Raw genomic sequence first — 19194 nt, 5'->3', positions numbered from 1 at the left:
TGGCAAGATCATTAAAGGCGCTTTTAGCGCCTTTTTTATTTGAGCTGGTTCACACTTGTGATCTGGTATGACCTCTGTTAGCCTTTCGGCTCTTTCCAAGGATGTTAGGTGGTATTGTCAATGAATCTGTATTTTAGGCTATTTTGGTTATTTTTATGGCGTACGCGTCATTGTCAAAAAATCGGATTTTTAGACACCAGCACATTGTCATATCGCGCCCTGCCAAGTGACTGCGATGTTAACTTTCATCTTACCAATTCTCGTTACCCGGCTTTTATGGATCTTGCTCGCACCTACATGATGGCGGAGATGGGATTTTTGAAACGATTTTTAAAGTTAGGTTGGATGCCGATCGTCAATGCGGCGGAGTTCACCTACATTCGCGATATTAAGCCGTTCGCTAAGTTTGAAATTGAAACCAAGCTGGTGGGCTGGGATGAAAAGTATTTTTATATTGAGCAGCGTTTCGTTAGCGAGCGAGGCTTACATTGCATTGCCCATGTACGCGGAGTGTTTGTCTGTAAAGGTAAGCAAGTTGCCATAACCACCATGCTGGAAGAGGTTGGCTTTACGCAACCGGCGCCGCCAATGCCAGCAGAGGTGGTCAAATGGAAAGCATTTTTACAGCTTAAGAAAGAATGTAATTTACCAGTTAAGCCGAGTGAGACGATAGAATTTAAAGCGGCCAGCTAAGTGCCGTTAGTTGTTAGCTACTAAGTGCTGTTAGTCGCTAACTGCAGTCAGCGCCACTGAGCTAGGTATGACTAAAGCGCTCACTTTGGCCTAATGTGGCGTGAGTGAGCTCTATCTCTTCGATGGTTTGCACTACAGACCCCCTTAGTTTTGCCTGGATCCAGTAGCGACCAATATGCTGATAATCGAGCAGGTGTAGTTTCTTTTCTAAGGTTTTCAAGCAGGGGATCAGCGCGCAGTCTGCCAAGGTAAAACTGTCACCACATACCCAATGGTTGCTCGCGAGTCGCTTATCGAACTCTTCCAATATCGCAAGCACCGCTTTTTCTAAATGTTTGGTGTAAATCTGATCATGGCTGGTCTCGCGGGCCTGTAACCACTCTTCAATGCTTCTGTCTAATCGATTATCGCTGAGTCTGTCGTAGAACCTGACATATAAGGCTTGCATCTTGTCGATAGGAATAAGCTGGGTGCCAGAGCTGATATAGTTATCCAGATACTCGATAATGATGCTGGCATCGCTAAAAGACTCCCCAGACTTGAGTTGCAAAGTAGGGAGCTGCCCTGACGGGTAAAGACGAATAAAACTGCGTCGATGAAAAACATCAGTGAGATCTATGACGTGCGGATAAAAATTTGCCTGTTTTTCATAGAGGGCGATAAGTGTTTTTTGTGACTGGCGCGCCAGTGGGTGGTAATACAGATCCATATCCAATATCGGTTCGTAATTTTAAGGATTACTATTAACCTTAGTCGCTAACCCTTGGACTCTCAATGCTGCAGACTCTGGCTTGAGGCCGATAGCTGTGTGATTGGGATAAAGCATCGGGTCACATCGATCGTTTAGTGAATATAAGCAAAAGGTTAATCCGTTAGCGATAGAGTTTAAATAACGAGAGAGAATATGAGCCAAATCGAAAAGTTTGCCGCTATTTACGCTAGAGCATCACAGCGAAAGGGCGGGGATGAAGGACTAGAAGCGCTGCTACCAGGCAGTTTGTCACCTCAAGAGTTGACTCAATATAGTGATGCACAATTGCTATCTGAACTCAGCAAAAAGGTGTTTCAAAGTGGCTTCGTATGGCGGATTGTAGAAGCTAAGTGGCCTGAATATGAGCAGGCCTTTTTCGGTTTCGAGCCCTTTAAGGTATTGATGTTGTCTCCAGAGCAGCTACAAGAACGCGCCAGTGATCCCAAGTTAATACGTCACCTTAAAAAAACCATGGCGATCTATGACAATGCTCATATGGTCAACGATCTTGCGGCTATGCACGGCAGTTTTGCTCGATTTATTGCAGACTGGCCGAGCGATAATATCACCGGACTCTGGGCTGAACTTAAACGCAAAGGCACTCGTCTTGGGGGCAACACCGGTCCTTATTTTTTGCGCGCTATGGGCAAAGATACCTTTTTGTTAACCAATGACGTACAAGGCTATTTAAAGAGTCAAGGTCTAGTGGATTATGGCTTTAGCTCAAAAGCTGGATTAAAGCAGGTGCAAGATGTGTTTAATCATTGGCAACAAGAGTCAGGGCGCAGTCTAGCCGATATCAGTAGAGTCTTAGCTTGCAGTGTTGGCGATAATCGAATTTAAGCTTCAACCTGATTATTTTTGATTTAATCTTGTTGACATAAAATCCTTATAAATTAAATGTTAATGCTGTTCCGATGTTAATGTGGCCCGCGATGCACAGGCTTGCCTTAACCTGGGGTTAACATGTTTTGCTTGTTATTACTCTTGTTAACATCTGGTAAACACATGCAGCTGATTTCATGCGTAAATTTTCATTAACTTACAATTTAAACTGGGAGTTTTTCTTGTTGACTCGCGGACATTGTGAGATAAAGGTCCGTTATATATTTGACAAAAAATTATGCTTCCAAAGGTGGGTTTGACGGCACTTTCTGCTTTCAAAAATTTGATTACCGAGTAGATGGCTTTTATTAGGAGTTCTCATGCGGCAAATAGTGAAAATTGCCTCTGTTTTAAGTGTGGCGTTATGGATAAGTGGCTGTGAGCAAAAACCTGAACAAGGGCCTCAGCAGCGTGGACCAATGGAAGTCGGTACGATAACTATCGCCACTAAACCTCAATCAATTATGGTTGAATTACCGGGCCGTAGTAAGTCTTATTTGGAAGCGGAAGTACGTCCACAGGTAAGCGGTATTATTATGGAACGCGGCTTTGTTGAAGGTAGAGATGTCGAGAAAGGACAATCTCTATATCAAATAGAGCCATCGACCTATGAAGCTGCACTGGTGAGTGCCAAGGCTGATCTTACTAGTGCAGAAGCTGGCTTAGTATCGGCTAAAGCAAAGGCACAGCGTTTTGAGAAGCTAGTAGAGCTTAATTCAATCAGTGAACAAGATTATGATGAAGCAGATGCGGCTTACAAAGAAGCATTAGCGCGTGTAACGGTTGCTAAAGCGGCAATCAATACTGCACAAATTAATCTAGAGTACACCAAAGTAACAGCACCAATCTCTGGTCGTATTGGTAAGTCTGACGTGACTGCTGGTGCACTTGTTACTGCAAATCAGAGCCAAACATTGGCGACGATTCAGCAACTTGACCCAATGAATATTGATATCGCTCAATCGAGCACGCAGATGTTGCGTCTTAAGTCTCAACTAAAGCGTGGTCAAATTGAAGCAGCAGCTAATGCCAATGTTGAGCTGATCCTTGAAGACGGTACGCCTTATGGTCAAACCGGTGTGTTGCAGTTCTCTGAAGTGACAGTAAACGAAAACACAGGTTCAGTAATTATCCGTGCAGAGTTTCCTAACCCTGACGGTGTGTTGATGCCAGGCATGTATGTGCGTGCGGTATTAAACACAGGTACCGATCCTGAAGCGATTTTAGTGCCGCAAAGAGCGATTACCCGTAATACCAAGGGTGAAGCCGTTGCTATGGTTATCGAAGATGGCAAGGTTGCTGCGCGTATCGTTACTACGGCAGAGGTTATTGATAACCAATGGCGTATTACCAGCGGTCTTAAAGCCGGTGATGAGCTAATCGTTGAAGGCCTGCAAAAAATTCGTCCGGGTGCCCCTGTTAAAGCGGGTCCTTTGGTTGCTGATAAGAAACCTGAAACACAACAGAAATAGGGCAGAGTTATGGCACGTTTCTTTATCGATCGCCCAATTTTTGCATGGGTGATCGCTATTATTGTGATGCTGGCAGGTGTGCTCTCTATTGTGGGCCTACCCGTATCTCAGTACCCGAGTATTGCACCGCCGTCGGTTGTGGTTAGTGCTGTTTATCCTGGTGCGTCGGCTAAGACAATGGAAGACTCGGTAACTCAGGTTATTGAGCAGCGAATGACTGGTCTTGACAACCTTCGCTACATTTCATCGACCAGCGATAGCTTTGGTAATGCGCAAATTACCTTAACCTTTAACGCCGAAGCCGATCCTGATATCGCGCAGGTACAGGTGCAAAACAAGTTACAGCTTGCTCTGCCTCTACTACCGCAAGAAGTTCAGGCGCAAGGTGTTAACGTAACTAAGTCGAGCGCGGGTTTCTTGATGGTAGCCGCCTTCGTATCTGAAGACGGTTCACTGGATAAAAACGATATTGCCGATTACGTGGGCTCTAATATTCAGGATCCGCTAAGCCGTGTTCCGGGTGTGGGTACCATTGAGCTATTTGGTGCCCAGTACGCGATGCGTATTTGGCTTGATCCATTAAAGCTGACGCAATATAACCTAACCAGCCAAGATATTATTAGCTCTATCAGAGAGCAAAATGCGCAGGTATCGGCAGGTCAGTTAGGTGGTGCGCCATCGTTACCAGGCCAAGAGCTAAACGCGACTGTATCGGCTCAGAGCCGACTACAAACCGCTGAGCAGTTCCAAAAGATCATCATTAAAGCCGATACATCGGGCGCGAAAGTGTTCCTAGAAGATGTGGCTCGTGTTGAACTGGGCGCTGAAAGCTATGCAGTTGAGTCATTTTATAATGGCAAACCTGCAGCGGGTATCGGTATTCAGCTAGCAACGGGTGCAAACGCACTGGCGACTGCTGAAGGTGTACGTGCCAAGATTGCAGAGATGATGCCTTTCTTCCCTGAAGGGATGGAAGTGGTTTATCCCTACGACACCACGCCATTTGTTGAGAAATCAATTGAAGGTGTTGTGCATACGCTGCTTGAAGCAGTGGTATTAGTGTTCTTGATCATGTACCTGTTCTTACAGAACTTCCGTGCAACACTGATTCCAACCATTGCGGTACCTGTTGTACTTTTAGGTACCTTTGCGGTGTTGGCTGCAGCCGGCTTCTCTATTAACACCTTAACCATGTTCGCTATGGTACTGGCAATTGGTCTTCTGGTAGATGACGCGATTGTGGTGGTGGAGAACGTTGAGCGTGTGATGCAAGAAGAGGGCCTCAGTCCAATTGAGGCCACTAAGAAGTCGATGGATCAGATCACCGGCGCGCTGGTGGGTATTGGTCTAACACTGTCTGCAGTATTCGTACCTATGGCATTTATGTCTGGCTCAACGGGTGTGATTTACCGTCAGTTCTCAATCACGATTGTGTCGGCGATGGCATTGTCTGTGATGGTTGCGATTATCCTGACTCCTGCACTTTGTGCCACCATGCTTAAGCCGATTGCTAAAGGTGATAGCCATGCAAAAACCGGTTTCTTCGGTTGGTTTAACCGTAAGTTTGATGCGCTAACCTCTCGTTATGAAGCGAGTGTGGCGGCGATGATCAAGCGTGTAGGTCGAACTATGATGGTGTACCTAGCGATCACGGTTGCTGTGGGTTGGATCTTTATGCGTATGCCTACAGCATTCCTACCGGATGAAGACCAAGGGATCTTGTTTACTCAGGCTATTTTGCCAGTTAACTCGACTCAGCAAGAAACGAAAGAAGTACTTGAAAGAGTGTCTGACTTTTATCTAGAAGATGAAAGTGCCAGCGTTAAATCAGTATTTGCGGTTTCGGGCTTTAGTTTCGCCGGTAATGGCCAAAACATGGGTATTGCGTTCGTTGGTCTTAAAGACTGGTCTGAGCGTACTGAGCCTGGTCAAGACGTACAGTCGGTTGCAAATCGTGCCATGGGCATGTTCTCGCAGATGAAGGAAGCTTTCGTGTTTGCCTTCGTACCGCCAGCGGTAATCGAATTGGGTACCGCTAACGGTTTCGACTTCTACCTGCAGGATAAGAATGGCCAAGGTCATGACAAGCTAGTCGCAGCGCGTAATATGTTGCTGGGTATGGCGGCGCAGAATCCAAACCTAGTGGGCGTTCGTCCAAATGGTCAAGAAGATGCACCACTTTACCAGGTACATATAGACCATGGTAAGTTGCGAGCTTTAGGTATCGATATTGAGTCGGTTAACAGCGTGCTCGGCACTGCCTGGGGTGGTAACTACGTAAACGACTTTATTGATCGTGGCCGTATTAAGAAAGTATACGTTCAAGGTGAAGCTGAATATCGTATGCAGCCAGAAGATCTTGATTCTTGGTATGTACGCAACTCTAAAGGCGAGATGGTTCCTTTCTCAGCCTTTGCTTCAGGCACCTGGGGCTATGGTTCTCCACGTCTAGAGCGTTTCAACGGCCTACCAGCGATGAATATTCAAGGTGGTACAGCGGAAGGTTACAGTACTGGTGCGGCGATGGATGATATCGAAGCCATGGTTAAGAAGCTGCCGCCAGGATTTGGTATCGAGTGGAACGGTCTTTCTTATGAAGAACGTCTATCTGGTAACCAAGCGCCAATGCTATATGCTTTGTCGATTGTGGTGGTATTCCTCGTACTAGCAGCGCTTTATGAAAGCTGGTCAGTTCCATTTGCGGTTATCCTGGTTGTGCCTCTGGGTATTATTGGTGCGCTACTTGCGATGAATGGTCGTGGTTTACCAAACGACGTATTCTTCCAGGTGGGTCTACTGACAACCGTAGGTCTAGCGACCAAGAACGCCATCTTGATTGTAGAATTTGCTAAAGAGTTCTACGAGAAAGGCGCTGGTCTTGTTGAAGCAACACTACACGCGGTTCGAGTGCGTCTACGTCCAATTTTGATGACGTCTCTAGCATTCGGTTTAGGTGTTGTGCCGCTAGCGATTAGTAATGGTGTAGGCTCTGGTAGCCAGAATGCTATTGGTACATCGGTACTAGGCGGTATGATGAGCTCGACCTTTATGGGGATCTTCTTTATCCCAATCTTCTTCGTGATTGTTGAGCGTATCTTCAGTAAGCGCGAACGAGATGCAGCTAAAGCGATTAAAGCAGAAGGCAGAGCAGCTAAAGCGGAAGCTAAGGCAGCGAAAGCTAACAAATAACCTTAGGGTTAAATCGTTAACGCGCTAAGACTAAAAAGCCCAGCATCTGCTGGGCTTTTTGTTGTCTTTAAGATAGAGCGCTCGCAGGCTCGCTGCGAGGACGGTGCTGCGCACCTACTAGGACCTAGGTTCTAGGACGCCAACAAGTTGGCTGCTAGGAAAAGCTAACAGCTTAAAAGCTAAAGCCTACTCGTAGTGCTTAGAATCTTTTGGTTGTTGCTTTCCTAGGGCCTAGCACCTCGCACCTAGGACCTATCTTTTAATCTTTCCGTCTTGGCCTTTTCTAGAAGCGACAAGGTCGCGCTCTCGCAGGGCGAAGCCCGATCTCGTTTCTGCTTTTCCTACAATCTGTGTCGTACCGAGCAGCTTAGTAACAGCTCATCGTTATCGAGTGCGCGCACTTGGCACTCGGTGTCTGTGATTAAGCCGTATGAAGCTCGACCATCATTGCGTGGAATTGTGGTTGAACCGGGGTTGAACAGCAATATATTGTCGCGGTATTCAGCAACCGGTATGTGAGTATGGCCATAGACGAGTCCATCACCCGTTTGAAGTGCTGGCAGTTTGTCAGGGCTATAAATATGGCCGTGGGTCAGGAATAGACGCATTTGTGGTAGTAATACCTGAGCAAAGCTTGCGCTCATTGGAAATAGCAGCAGCATCTGGTCGACTTCACTGTCGCAATTGCCGCGAACTGCGATGATTTTATCTGCATAGAGATTCAGCGCTTCAGCTACTGCAACGGGATCATAGCCTTCTGGAATGGCGTTACGAGGGCCGTGATTAAGCAGATCTCCAAGCAAAACAAGATAACGTGCGTTGGATTGTTCAAACCGGGCCAACATGGCTTGCGTGGCTGAAAGGGAACCGTGTAAATCAGAGGCGATAAAGAGTTTCATAAACTATGCCTAGAGAGATAAAACAGCTGCTAAATATAACCCTGTTACTCGATAAATCTAGTAATTAATTAGATTTAATGACAAAAAAGCGATGGATCAATTTGGGTGAACTAAAATAACAACTAACTATTATGGTGAAGCCGTTTTCTTCCTCCTTAGCCGTAATGATTCGCGCTAGCCAAGGTTGTTACCGAATTAAATATTCCCGAATTAATAGAGGCAATATGATGCAGAGTTTCTTTGAACTAATCTTGCATGTTCTTAGTACCTTAAGTGGTATGGTGTGGCAAATTTATTGGCCGCTGGCCTTTGGTTTAATGCTGTCGTCTGTACTGCGTAATATTTTGCCCCTTGATGTCGTTGTAAAGCACTTAGGCAGAACCAATGGAACCAGTCTCCTGCTTACCACGCTTTTGGGGATGGTCTCGTCTTCTTGTTCATATGCTGCGGCCTCACTGTCTAAAACACTACTGATTAAACACGCTACATTGCCTAATGCCATGGCTTTTTTAGTGGCAAGTACCAATCTGATTTTGGAAATGTTTATCGTCTTAGTGTCGTTGCTTGGTTGGCAGTTTTTGTGGGGTGAGATAATCGGCGGCCTGTTACTTATTGTCATAGTGGGCTTTATTTTCCGTTTCTATCCTAAAGAGCAGTCTCGGGCATTACGTGACAAGTTGTTGGCTGAAGAGAAAGGTGTTTCGACTGAAATGAAATGTGGTGAGACCATGCCCGGTATGGCTGCTGCAAGTTCAACATCAACCTCAGCCGCTAACCCAAGTCCAATCGCTAGTCCAGCCCCTAGCTCAAGTTCAAGCTCAAACGTAAACAAGAGCGCTACAGAGATGAAGTGCGGTGCAGATATGCCTGAAATGGCTAAAGCAGACCCAAGCATTGGGCCTATTCCAAGCTCAACCCCTGGTTCAAACGCAAACAAGAGCGCTAAAGAGATGAAGTGCGGCGCAGGGAAATGTGGTGCGGATATGTCAGGCTCTAGTGCGGCACATAATGCGGCGGAGCCGAGTTATATGGACAAGGTTCGTCGCAGTGCGGGTTACTTCTGCATGGATATCGGCATGATAGGTAAAGATATCGTTATTGGGGTGGTCATTTCTTCGGTATTGATTGCCTTAGTGCCTGCAGACTGGTGGCGAGAGTTGTTTATCAGTAGTCAGACTAGCCTGCCCGCATGGATACATTCCTTATTAGATGTACTCATAGGTATCTTTGTGGCTGTGATTGCCTATGTATGCTCTGTTGGTAACTTATTATTTGCGGCAGCCTTGTGGCACGGCGGTATTTCATTTGGTGGTGTAATGGGCTTTATTTTGGCAGATGTGCTAACTATTCCTATGCTGCGAGTGTATGCCAAATATTACGGCACCAAACCTGCACGTTGGATGGGAGCGCTGTTATTTTTGAGCATACTGGCGACAGGGCTTATTATTGATTTAATTTATATGCATGTGGATTGGTCAGCGTCGAAGGAAGCCATTCGTACTTTGCATCAAAGCGGCTTTGGTTGGAATTTCACTACCATGATGAATGTTATTTTTGTCCCGCTATCGATTTGGTATTACCGTTTAGGTAAGAGCTAGGAAGGTACTAGGTTCTAGATACTAGGGCGTTCGCAAGCTCACTTCTAGGAGATAGATCCTAGGACGTTCGCAAGCTTACTTCTAGGAGATAGATCCTAGGACGTTCGCAAGCTCACTGCGAGGACGCCAACAAGTTGGCTGCTAGGAAAAGCGTAAAGATAACAGCGTTACATCTTTGCTTTACTGTCTCAGCTTTTCCTAGGGCCTAGAACCTCGCACCTAGGATCTATGTTTTAAGCTTTACCGTCTCAGCTTTTCCTAGGACCTAGGGTCTCGAACCTAGGTCCTATCTTTTACCTTCTAAGGCGTATAATACGTGGCAGCTCCAGGACCTACTGGCAGGCCAAATACAAACACCCAAAGAAAGAAGAAACAGGTCCATCCGATAAAGAACACAATCGAGTATGGCAGCATGGTGGCGACCAAGGTTCCTATCCCGAGGTTTTTCTTATACTGAGATGCGACGGCCAAGATCAGGCCAAAGTAACTCATCATCGGGGTGATAAGGTTGGTCACCGAATCACCGATTCGATAAGCCGCTTGAATAGTTTCTGGTGCGTAACCTACCAACATCAACATAGGTACAAAGATAGGCGCGGTAACGGCCCACTGTGCAGAGGCGCTGCCGAGCATCAAGTTGATAAAGCCACACATCATAATAAACAGCACAAATACTAATGGTCCGGTTAAGCCGACTGCATTTAAGGCATCTGCGCCAGATACGGCAAGTACTGCGCCTAGATTAGTCCACTTAAAGAAGGCGACAAACTGCGAGGCGAAGAATACCAACACAATATACATCCCCATGCTGCTCATGCTGCTAGACATGGCGTTAATCACATCAATATCGCGCTTCATGGTGCCCACAACACGGCCATAAACGAGGCCTGGAATGGCAAAGCAGATAAAGATAAATGCCACGATCCCCTTTAAGAAAGGAGAGCCGGCCACTAAGCCTGTCTCCTGGTTTCTTAATGGTGCGCCTTCAGGAATGATGGTGAGCGCTAACACTGCTGACATCACCAAAACCGTTAGTCCCGCGACCTTTAATCCTCTCTTTTCTAGAGCGCTAACCGTATCCATTTTCTGCTGGCTAAGATCGATTGCTGCTTCACTCACATCATATTTACCTAACTTAGGCTCAACGATTTTTTCGGTAACGAGTGCGCCAAGGAAAGTGATTAAAAAAGTGGAGACAAACATGAAGTACCAGTTTACTTCGGGGCCTACAAGGTAGTCAGGGTCGATCATCTGCGCCGCAGCTTCAGTGATCCCCGATAGTAATGGGTCTACGGTGCCAAGTAATAAGTTCGCGCTATATCCGCCCGATACGCCAGCAAAAGCGGCTGCGAGTCCGGCAAGTGGGTGGCGACCTAAGGAGTGAAATATCATCGCCGCCATTGGGATTAACACCACGTAACCCAGCTCTGATGCGGTATTAGAGACGATACCGGCAAACACCAATGTGAGGGTGACTAAGCGTTTTGAGGCTCCCATCACGAGTAAGCGCATAGCGGCAGATAGCAGGCCTGAACGGTCAGCTATGCCAACACCAAGTAGGGCAACAAGTACTGTACCTAGTGGGGTGAAGCCTGTGAAATTGGTCACCAAATTAGACACTATCAGCCTTAAGCCTTCGCCGTTCATCAGGCTGACAACATGGATAAGTCCATCGCTATTGCGGCCCGATGCGCCTTCTGGTCTTGGGTCAACAACGGTTAATTCGAAATAGCCTGCTATGCCACTTATTACCACAACAGCAGCACAAAACATGGCAAATAGGGTGATAGGGTGAGGCAGTAAGTTACCGAGTCGCTCAACCACGTTTAGGAAGCGAACAAACCAGCCATTAGGTTTGTTATTGGGAGCTGAGGGGAGATCGTCGGACAAGGGCAAACTATCGCCGTTATTGGTGCTCATAATATCTTCCTTCAAAGTAAGTTCTTTATTTTGTTGTTTTTATTTTAATTTTCTTCGACTCGAGTGACTACAAATGAGCACTGTTTTGTTAAGCCGATGTGGCATGATGGATAAGAAAAATTAATTAAACCTTAAATCGGCTCATTTGTTGTTAGCGTAGTTTGCCGTAATCGTGAGTGCCAGTGCGGCTTTGCAGGATTTTAAACTTGAATTAAGGAGGAGGTATTTAGCGAATTTTAGGCAAAAAAAAGGACTCATTTGAATGAGTCCAAAAGGGATTGATTAACAATATCCGTTGGGATTGAGATTACTATAGCTAGGGTTAGCTGTATCAAAGCTGAATGGGTAAAACGACTTGGGTTAACAGTTGTTAATCTTAGATGTTGCTAAGTGTTTTTAAGTCTAATTCCCTGATATTAGAGGGTTACGTGCAGTTGTTTAGATAAAAAAAATGGACTCATTTAAATGAGTCCAAAAGGGATAGATATTGGGGGTGTCCGTTAGAAGCGTGATTACTATACCTAATACTATAGCTAAAGTTAGCTGTATCTAGACTGAATAAGTACAGGGTAATGTTGTCGCTCACTTTTATCTGCTGCTTGGTGTGGGCAGTTAGTGGCTGCTTGGCTTAAATGCCCAAAAGAATACAAATAAATAAGTAAGCTCGAAGTTAAATAAAAATACTGATTAGTTTGCCTGTTAGGGCATATTAGTTTGCAAAATACTCGAGATAACTTTTGAGGTGTTCAAAAAACAATAGACTGCTATTTGTGTTTAACTACTGATTTTAAACAGTATTAGTTTTTGTGGTGAACAGAGAGTGTACGGCCGCTAAGATTTTACTCTTGCTTGAACCGTTAAATGGATAAAGGTGGCATTAGTAGATGTTTAGTTAGCATTTTTTGACCGAATTTATAAGAGTTTGTTGTGGCTTAGGTTAAAAAGTGACGCTATTGAAGGCTAGCAAATGTCGGTAGAAGCTGGATTTCGTTCCTCAAATAAGTAACAGTAAGAGCCATAAGGAAATAGCGAAGCCATTTTAATAAAAAAAAATAGATAGGAAATACAAATGGAAGGGATATTGTTGGGGTTAGGTCTAGTCGTGATTATTGGCTACTTATGGTATGTGAGCTTAATTAAAAAGCGTAATACGGGACGAGAAGCTTTATCAGGCATAGATGTTCAGCTGAAGAAGCGTTCTAACCTAGTACCTAATATTCTCAAGATCGCACAAAAGTATATGGATCATGAGAAGTCGTTACTAACAGAGATCACCGAGTTACGCACCTTGGCAACTAAGCGCTATAACGATACTGATCCTACAGCCGTTAAATCCCATCTAGAAGTCGCTGAAAAGCTGAATCAAAAAATGTCGCAGTTAATGGTCAGTGTTGAAAATTATCCTGACCTTAAATCAGACAATACCATGCTGCAAGCAATGCAAACCTATAACGAAGTGGAAGCGCAGCTTTCTGCGGCGCGTCGCTTCTATAACTCGGCAGTGTCTGAGCTTAATACTGCAGTTGAAATTTTTCCCGGCTCTATTATTGCCTCAATGGCCAGCGTCAAGGTGATGCCTTTTTATGAAGCCGATGAGGCGTCAACAGCCCCTGTAGATGCCAGTGATTATTTAAAATAACTGATTATTTAAAATAACTGATTACTTAAAATAACTGATTATTTTAAGTGACTGATTATTTGAAGTAATTGGGACTTTTCAGTAATAGCCGCAATTCATATCAGCATTGCGGTGATGGCTGTTACTGAGATCATCGGAGTACATGAGTACAATATGAACCTCATTAGTTTTCTTTTTGGCGCATCGATAAAGCCTATCCGTAACAGTAATAATTTAGTTGCCGCCCCTGCTGAGATTGCCGAGTTTAAGCAATACTATCAGCAACACCTTGAGCCCCTGACAAGCAAATTTGAAAATGCGCGTGTTGCCAGTCTGCAGTCTTGTCGTCAGCGTTTATATCTTTGCAGTGCTATTTATCTTAGCGTTGCCGCGCTGGCATTTCTGTTTATGCCTTACTTGAACACTACAGATCCTTTGATGATTTACCTTATCGGGTTAGTGGTGCTAGCGCTGCCGTTTGCCTGGTGGGTGTTTAATCCGATTAAGCATTATAAAAGCGATGTAAAGCAGAAGATCTACCCGCTAATTTTTAAGTATTTTGGCCATGATTTTATTTTTAGTCCTGATCATAAGATGAGCCTAGCAGCGCTTAAAGCCTCAAAGCTGCTGCCTTATTATGATGCTGCTAACTTTGAAGATTATGTGCAGGGGACTTATAAGAATACGGAGATCGCTCTTAATGAGCTGCACCTTACCAAGCAGATTAAGCGCGATAAAAATACTGATACGGTCACCGTGTTTAAAGGAGTGATGATTGAGCTAAGCAGTCACAAAGGCTTTCGTGGGCATACGGTTGTGGTTAAGACTCGCGGCGGTTTAGTGAACTTTCTATCTGATTCTTTTAAGGGACTAGAGCGGGTAAAATTAGAAGATCCCATCTTTGAAAAGCAGTTTGATGTATTTTCTACTGACCAAATTGAGGCGCGTTATCTCTTAACTGTCACTTTTATGGAGCGATTGCAGGCGTTATCGGCAAGTTTTGATAACAAGATCCAATGTGCTTTTTACCAAAATAAGCTGCTTATCATGCTCGGCAGTAAAGATAATCGCTTTGAAATGGCTTCGATATTTAAAGCGGCAACCTTTGAATATGAATTTAGTCAGATAAATAAAGAGATGAAGCAGCTTTTTGCTATAGTCGACGTACTGCAATTAGATCAATCGACCGGATTATGATTAAGCAAGGATCGCTCGTTAGTTTACTGTTTTTTTTAGCTGTTACTGTGCAGGCCGAGGTTCAGACTTTGGGGCAGAAGCCACATTTTGTGGCTAATCCATTAAATAAAAGTGTGTTGGGGAAAACCATTGAGGTTAACGAAACTACCACAGGGTTAACTCATACATTAACTAGCGCCAATGTCATCAGCAATAGCCGTGCTCAAGGTGAGAAGGTTTATCATTACCGCACGACTACTGGCGTGTTGGTATTTAGCGATCATGCTCCGCAGCAGGGGCATTATCAGGTTCTACTGTTTGATTGTTACGCCTGTAAACCAGAATCAAATATTAATTGGAAATCGATCCCGCTATTTACCTCTCAATACCGGCTACAAATAGCCAGTGCGGCCAAGGCTTATCACTTAGAGCCTGCATTGATCCGCGCCGTTATCCATGCTGAATCCGCCTTTAAATCGGCAGCGGTATCTAAAACTGGCGCTCAAGGCTTGATGCAGCTAATGCCGGCAACCGCAAAAGAGCTAGGGGTGAGCGATGCATTTCATCCAGAGCAAAATATTGATGCTGGCAGCCGTTACTTAGCGCAGTTACTTAAGCGTTTTAATGGTGATATTAGTTTGGCATGCGCCGCTTATAATGCAGGCGCCTCAAGGGTAGACCAATACAATGGTGTACCGCCTTACCCTGAAACTCAAGCCTATGTTGAGCGAGTGCAGATATTGTTAAAGCGCTACCGTAGCAGTTAGCGCTTTTTACTCGAGCTTAAACCGATTGATATTAGGCTGCCGCCAAAATAGGATTGTTTACCGTTAAGCCCACTGTTCGCGAGCGTGCTTTAACATCCAGCCAAACCATAGGCACCACGATAAAACACAGTACGATATTAGAGATTGGCATCGCCATCCACACGCCATCAACGCCCATTATTTTTGGCAAAACATATAAAAATGGCAGCTGGATAAGCATATTCCCGCATGCTATCGCGAGGGCTTTCACCCCTTGATTCGTCGCCATAAAGTACACCGAAGACAGAGCGATAAAACCGTCGAGTGGCATAGCAAACAGGTGCAGTCTGATCCCATCAACCGCCGTTGCAATCAGCTCTGAATCATTGCTATTAAATAGCCCAACCATGGCGTGCGGTATGACATTCAACAAGGTTATCCAGCTAACGCCTGCAATCAGGGTGACCTTGACCGATAGCTTTAGCATCTTGTTAATGTTTTCGTGCTGCTCTGCGCCATAGTAATAACTCACTGGTGGCTGTAGGCCTTCCGCCACCCCCTCAGCGACTAAGTAATACAGCACCATGAGGTAGCCAACAATCGCAAAAGCGCCGACTGTTAGCGGCGTGCCATATTCCATAAACAGTCGATTATGCAGCGCAAAAACGAAACTGGTATAAAGATACATAAATAGGCTAGATGAGCCTAACAGCATGATCTGCTTGGCAAAGGGTATCTTGAAATACGTAAACTTTGCAGGCCAACGTATATTGCTGATACGTGTACAAAAATAAATAAGTCCTAAGATACAGACGATAGATTGAGCACTAATGGTCGCGATTGCTGCGCCAAGCAAGCCAAAGTTAAAGACACCAATAAGCAGGTAATCTAAGCCAATATTGACAAGCGCACCTAGCACCATTAAGCCAGTGGCAATGTTAGGGCTTTCATCATTGCGGATCAGCAGTGGTAGTGCCGAGGCTATTATTGTCGCCGCTGCTCCCCATATGAACACCCCGATATAATCTTGCGCCATCCCCAGAGTGGCCCCCGCGCCACCTTGGGCCTCAATAAAGAAAGTACTGAACTGCGACAAAATGGTGGTCGATATAAGCGCAAGACCTAGCATCAACAGTAAGCTAGTGGTCAAAATAGTCGGCGCTGCACGAGTGTCACCTTTACCACGTTGAATTGAGAGCAAACTCCCGCTCCCCATACCGATCATGATGCCAAAACCCACCATAAAGTAGATCACTGGCCAAGCCATGTTTATTGCGGCTAAGCCTTCATAACCTATGTAATGACCGATAAAGATACCGTCGACAATTTGATATAGGCCGTTAACCAGCATGGCGGCGATTGCAGGTAGGGTGTAACGCCAAAAAGTACGGCTAATAGAGTGATTATGAGTATCTTCGGGGATCGGAGCTAACATTTGCGTGTAAAGGTTGATGAATAGTGGGCGGCACATTACTCTGTATTTAAGATTGAATAAAGTTAGTTACTATCTGTTTTAGATATAGGTTGATTGGCAGGTGAAGCGATGAATTGGACGTTAGACGAGCTTAATGCATTTGTTAATTCGGTTAAGTTAGGCTCATTTTCGGCGGCAGCCAGAAAGATGGGCAAGGCGCAATCTAGAATTAGTAATGCCATCAGTAATTTAGAAGCTAGTTTAGGGTTTGAGTTATTTGACCGCAGCGCCAAACTACCCATGCTGACGCCTTTAGGTGAGGAGATGTTTATCGAGGCGCAGTCGGTGCTAGCCCAGTGCCAGCGACTCAATGCGCGGGCGATGACGGTGACATCTGGTGAAGAAGTGGTGCTAACATTTGCGATGGATGAAGCAGTACCAGTAAACGCATTTGAAGCCCTGTTTCAACGGATTTCGACGCAATTCCCGCTACTAAAGCTCACCATTATCAATGGCTCACAAGAAGATATCGCTCTATGGGTTGATGCGGGGCGTGCAGATATTGGCATTATGTTCCACACCTCGACTATGTTGCCAGACTCACTAGATTTTATGTCGATAGGCCAGTTTAAGCATAGCTTAGTGGTCGCGCCGACTCACCCGCTGGCCTCTATTCCTGCGCCGACCCTTGAGCAGTTAATGTTATACCGGCAGCTGGCGATTTGTGACATTACCGGCCAGTCTCAAACCAAGCCGTTATCAGGCAATTATTGGTATATAGACAGCTATTACTACATCATCGCTTTAGTGCTACAAGGTGTGGGCTGGGCGTTAGTGCCAGACCATGTAGCAAAATCAGATTGGTATATTGAAGATTTAACCGCGCTATCGAGTGAATATATTACAGATCCGTTATTGGTAGAGATGGGCGTGGTCAATCGCCGCGATAAGCAGATAGGCCCGGTGATGCATTGGTTATTTGAAGAGTTGCACTCGGTGCTGCAATAACAGGAAAGCAGGTACTAGGGCGTTCGCAGGCTCACTGCTAGGACGGTGCTACGCACCTACTAGGGCGCCAACAAGTTGGCTGCTAGGAAAGCTAAAAGCTAAGGCTAAAGCCGATTCATGGAGTCTGAATCTGTTGCTTGTTTCTTTTAAATCTTGGATTTTCCTAGGGCCTAGAACCTCGGACCTAGTACCTATCTTTTATAAGCTCTTTCTCGAAGTGACACAGTCACGCCCTCACAGGGCGAAGCCCGACCTCGTCTTAGTTTTTATTCGAACCTAGAATCTAACCGCTGCAAAGTGTTAATGTTTGATAATGCAGTCATTAAAAAGGGAAGCTATGAAACTGAATTCGTTTGTGTTGTTGATTTTACTGGTGTTGAACGGTGCTGGCTGTTCATCAAACTCAGTGGCAAATGCAGGCTGTGATTTTGTTAGCGGCGCTCACAGTAACGAACAGCAAAGAGAGCAGCGAGAATCAATTGGTGGGAGTTCGACAGCATCAACTCAAAATAATAAAGATGTCGAAGTCGGTATCTTAAATGCAATTTTTGGGGTATTTAGCCGTCAGCTGAATGATGACCAAGAGTGTTTATAAGCATCAGGTTAGGAGATTTGACCTAGGTTCTAGGACGTTCGCAGGCTCACTGCTAGGACGGTGCTACGCACCGACTAGGACGCCAACAAGTTGGCTGCTAGGAAAGCTAAAAGCAAAGGCTAAAGCTGACACATCGCGCCGGTAATCTTTTGATTGGTGCTTTACTGTCTTGGATTTTTCTTAGGGCCTAGAACCTCGGACCTAGGACCTATCTTTATAAGCTCTTTCTCGAAGTGACGCAGTCACGTCCTAGCAGGGCAAAGCCCGTTCTCGGCTTAGCTTTTCCTAGGACCTAGAACCTCGGACCTAGGATCTATCTTTTAAGCTCTTTCTTTATTCCGGCACTTCTTGCTTAACAGTTGTTTTGCCGCCGTTATGACCAATGCGACGCTCTAAATAGTCGAGCATCTCTTTGGCGGTAGTATCGAGCTGCCAAGGTGGGTTAATAACCCATAGGCCTGCTGCCGTCATACCAAAATCATTGTTATCGGGTCTAATCGCTTGCTCGATACGAAGTTGATTTTTAATACCGCTCTGGGCTAATAGCTTAAGCATACCTTCAGTTTGGTCTCGGTCTACAACGGGGTACCAAAGCATGAATACACCAGTTGAAAAGCGTTTATGAGCTTTAATAATCGCTTTTGCTACGTCTTGGTAGTCGGTTTTAATCTCATAACTTGGATCGATCAAAATCACGCCGCGACGCTCAAGTGGCGGCACTGCAGCGATAAGACCTTTAAGGCCATCGCCTTTGATCACACGAACGTGGCGATCGCCTGCAAACTGTTCTTCCAAGGTGAGAAAGTCAGTGCCATGCAGTTCGTGTAATACCATGCGATCTTTTTCACGCATATTCATGTCTACAAAGGCAGGAGAGCCTGGGTAAAACTCCAGATCTTGTTTACCTTGGTTGAAGTGTTTTACATCTTCTATGTATTGCACTAATGACTCAGGTAAATCTGTTCTGTCCCACAGTCTGGCTACACCATCTAAGTATTCGCCAGTTTTCTTAGAAAACTCATCGGTTAACGCGTAGCCACCCGCACCCGCATGGGTGTCGATATAAGCCATAGGCTTGTCTTTTTTGTGCATGAGTTTTAGCACTTGCAGCAAAATAGCGTGCTTGAGAACATCGGCATAATTGCCTGCGTGATAGCCGTGACGATAACTTAACATTGCGTTTAAAACCAAAGATGGAGAGAACGCTGATTATACAACAACTCCTGCTCG

The 19194-nt window shown here is 45.3% G+C and carries 15 protein-coding genes; 10 read left to right on the top strand and 5 right to left on the bottom strand.

The window, feature by feature from the left end:
* The first annotated feature begins 120 nt into the window (after window positions 1–120).
* Complete coding sequence (locus tag ACVBIU_RS03305; RefSeq protein ID WP_447159026.1) at window positions 121–693, top strand: thioesterase family protein; 573 nt, start codon at window positions 121–123, stop codon at window positions 691–693.
* A 61-nt stretch (window positions 694–754) separates the two neighbouring features.
* On the opposite strand, the gene ACVBIU_RS03300 is transcribed toward ACVBIU_RS03305, so the two are convergent.
* A complete protein-coding gene (locus tag ACVBIU_RS03300) occupies window positions 755–1402 on the bottom strand; it encodes a glutathione S-transferase family protein (protein ID WP_447163141.1) in 648 nt (215 codons plus the stop codon).
* Window positions 1403–1597: 195 nt separating this feature from the next.
* Between ACVBIU_RS03300 and ACVBIU_RS03295 the strand changes: the two genes are divergently transcribed.
* The 3 genes from ACVBIU_RS03295 to ACVBIU_RS03285 all read left to right on the top strand — a co-directional run bounded on the left by ACVBIU_RS03295 (window position 1598) and on the right by ACVBIU_RS03285 (window position 6990).
* Window positions 1598–2287 (top strand): DNA-3-methyladenine glycosylase I, encoded by a 690-nt coding sequence (locus tag ACVBIU_RS03295; protein WP_447163072.1) that lies wholly within the window; start codon window positions 1598–1600, stop codon window positions 2285–2287.
* Window positions 2288–2649: 362 nt separating this feature from the next.
* Complete coding sequence (locus ACVBIU_RS03290; protein WP_447163071.1) at window positions 2650–3801, top strand: efflux RND transporter periplasmic adaptor subunit; 1152 nt, start codon at window positions 2650–2652, stop codon at window positions 3799–3801.
* Window positions 3802–3810: 9 nt separating this feature from the next.
* Window positions 3811–6990, top strand: a complete 3180-nt coding sequence (locus tag ACVBIU_RS03285) for an efflux RND transporter permease subunit (protein ID WP_447159023.1) — start codon at window positions 3811–3813, stop codon at window positions 6988–6990.
* Between the two features lie 341 nt (window positions 6991–7331).
* Here the strand turns inward: ACVBIU_RS03285 and yfcE are convergent, their stop codons facing one another.
* The gene (yfcE, locus tag ACVBIU_RS03280; protein ID WP_447163070.1) at window positions 7332–7889 is read right to left on the bottom strand and encodes a phosphodiesterase; all 558 of its coding nucleotides are present in this window, start codon (window positions 7887–7889) and stop codon (window positions 7332–7334) included.
* 224 nt (window positions 7890–8113) lie between these two features.
* Between yfcE and ACVBIU_RS03275 the strand changes: the two genes are divergently transcribed.
* The gene (locus ACVBIU_RS03275; RefSeq protein ID WP_447163069.1) at window positions 8114–9487 is read left to right on the top strand and encodes a permease; all 1374 of its coding nucleotides are present in this window, start codon (window positions 8114–8116) and stop codon (window positions 9485–9487) included.
* A gap of 300 nt (window positions 9488–9787) precedes the next feature.
* On the opposite strand, the gene ACVBIU_RS03270 is transcribed toward ACVBIU_RS03275, so the two are convergent.
* Window positions 9788–11407 carry an AbgT family transporter gene (locus tag ACVBIU_RS03270; protein WP_447159020.1) on the bottom strand — a complete coding sequence of 540 codons (1620 nt, stop codon included), beginning with the start codon at window positions 11405–11407 and terminating at the stop codon, window positions 9788–9790.
* 1069 nt (window positions 11408–12476) lie between these two features.
* On the opposite strand from ACVBIU_RS03270, the gene ACVBIU_RS03265 reads away from it, so the two are divergent.
* From ACVBIU_RS03265 to ACVBIU_RS03255, 3 genes are all read left to right on the top strand, one after another.
* The gene (locus ACVBIU_RS03265; RefSeq protein ID WP_447159019.1) at window positions 12477–13046 is read left to right on the top strand and encodes a LemA family protein; all 570 of its coding nucleotides are present in this window, start codon (window positions 12477–12479) and stop codon (window positions 13044–13046) included.
* Between the two features lie 153 nt (window positions 13047–13199).
* Window positions 13200–14222: a DUF3137 domain-containing protein gene (locus ACVBIU_RS03260; RefSeq protein WP_447159018.1), complete on the top strand. Its 1023-nt coding sequence runs from the start codon at window positions 13200–13202 to the stop codon at window positions 14220–14222.
* The gene (locus ACVBIU_RS03255) at window positions 14219–14968 is read left to right on the top strand and encodes a lytic transglycosylase domain-containing protein (protein ID WP_447163068.1); all 750 of its coding nucleotides are present in this window, start codon (window positions 14219–14221) and stop codon (window positions 14966–14968) included. Before ACVBIU_RS03260 ends, ACVBIU_RS03255 begins: the two co-directional genes overlap by 4 nt.
* Window positions 14969–14999: 31 nt before the next feature.
* Here the strand turns inward: ACVBIU_RS03255 and ACVBIU_RS03250 are convergent, their stop codons facing one another.
* Window positions 15000–16382 carry an MATE family efflux transporter gene (locus ACVBIU_RS03250; protein ID WP_447163140.1) on the bottom strand — a complete coding sequence of 461 codons (1383 nt, stop codon included), beginning with the start codon at window positions 16380–16382 and terminating at the stop codon, window positions 15000–15002.
* 108 nt (window positions 16383–16490) lie between these two features.
* On the opposite strand from ACVBIU_RS03250, the gene ACVBIU_RS03245 reads away from it, so the two are divergent.
* Window positions 16491–17369, top strand: coding sequence for a LysR family transcriptional regulator (locus tag ACVBIU_RS03245; RefSeq protein ID WP_447163067.1), 879 nt, complete (start codon window positions 16491–16493; stop codon window positions 17367–17369).
* A 337-nt stretch (window positions 17370–17706) separates the two neighbouring features.
* Window positions 17707–17964: a hypothetical protein gene (locus ACVBIU_RS03240; protein WP_447163066.1), complete on the top strand. Its 258-nt coding sequence runs from the start codon at window positions 17707–17709 to the stop codon at window positions 17962–17964.
* Between the two features lie 333 nt (window positions 17965–18297).
* Here ACVBIU_RS03240 and ACVBIU_RS03235 read toward each other — a convergent pair whose 3' ends face one another.
* On the bottom strand, window positions 18298–19140 hold the full coding sequence (locus ACVBIU_RS03235) for a 23S rRNA (adenine(2030)-N(6))-methyltransferase RlmJ (protein WP_447159014.1): 843 nt from the start codon (window positions 19138–19140) through the stop codon (window positions 18298–18300).
* Window positions 19141–19194 lie beyond the last annotated feature (54 nt).

Source organism: Shewanella sp. 30m-14 (genome assembly GCF_052977125.1).
Note: the sequence above shows the minus strand (reverse complement) of the source record. Positions and strands in the feature narration are given on the sequence as shown.

Bases quoted from the DNA above. Each gene is read 5' to 3' on its own strand.
- ACVBIU_RS03305 (WP_447159026.1), top strand. From the start codon at position 121: ATGAATCTGTATTTTAGGCTATTTTGGTTATTTTTATGGCGTACGCGT.
- ACVBIU_RS03300 (WP_447163141.1), bottom strand. From the start codon at position 1,402: ATGGATCTGTATTACCACCCACTGGCGCGCCAGTCACAAAAAACACTT.
- ACVBIU_RS03295 (WP_447163072.1), top strand. From the start codon at position 1,598: ATGAGCCAAATCGAAAAGTTTGCCGCTATTTACGCTAGAGCATCACAG.
- ACVBIU_RS03290 (WP_447163071.1), top strand. From the start codon at position 2,650: ATGCGGCAAATAGTGAAAATTGCCTCTGTTTTAAGTGTGGCGTTATGG.
- ACVBIU_RS03285 (WP_447159023.1), top strand. From the start codon at position 3,811: ATGGCACGTTTCTTTATCGATCGCCCAATTTTTGCATGGGTGATCGCT.
- yfcE (WP_447163070.1), bottom strand. From the start codon at position 7,889: ATGAAACTCTTTATCGCCTCTGATTTACACGGTTCCCTTTCAGCCACG.
- ACVBIU_RS03275 (WP_447163069.1), top strand. From the start codon at position 8,114: ATGATGCAGAGTTTCTTTGAACTAATCTTGCATGTTCTTAGTACCTTA.
- ACVBIU_RS03270 (WP_447159020.1), bottom strand. From the start codon at position 11,407: ATGAGCACCAATAACGGCGATAGTTTGCCCTTGTCCGACGATCTCCCC.
- ACVBIU_RS03265 (WP_447159019.1), top strand. From the start codon at position 12,477: ATGGAAGGGATATTGTTGGGGTTAGGTCTAGTCGTGATTATTGGCTAC.
- ACVBIU_RS03260 (WP_447159018.1), top strand. From the start codon at position 13,200: ATGAACCTCATTAGTTTTCTTTTTGGCGCATCGATAAAGCCTATCCGT.
- ACVBIU_RS03255 (WP_447163068.1), top strand. From the start codon at position 14,219: ATGATTAAGCAAGGATCGCTCGTTAGTTTACTGTTTTTTTTAGCTGTT.
- ACVBIU_RS03250 (WP_447163140.1), bottom strand. From the start codon at position 16,382: ATGTTAGCTCCGATCCCCGAAGATACTCATAATCACTCTATTAGCCGT.
- ACVBIU_RS03245 (WP_447163067.1), top strand. From the start codon at position 16,491: ATGAATTGGACGTTAGACGAGCTTAATGCATTTGTTAATTCGGTTAAG.
- ACVBIU_RS03240 (WP_447163066.1), top strand. From the start codon at position 17,707: ATGAAACTGAATTCGTTTGTGTTGTTGATTTTACTGGTGTTGAACGGT.
- ACVBIU_RS03235 (WP_447159014.1), bottom strand. From the start codon at position 19,140: ATGTTAAGTTATCGTCACGGCTATCACGCAGGCAATTATGCCGATGTT.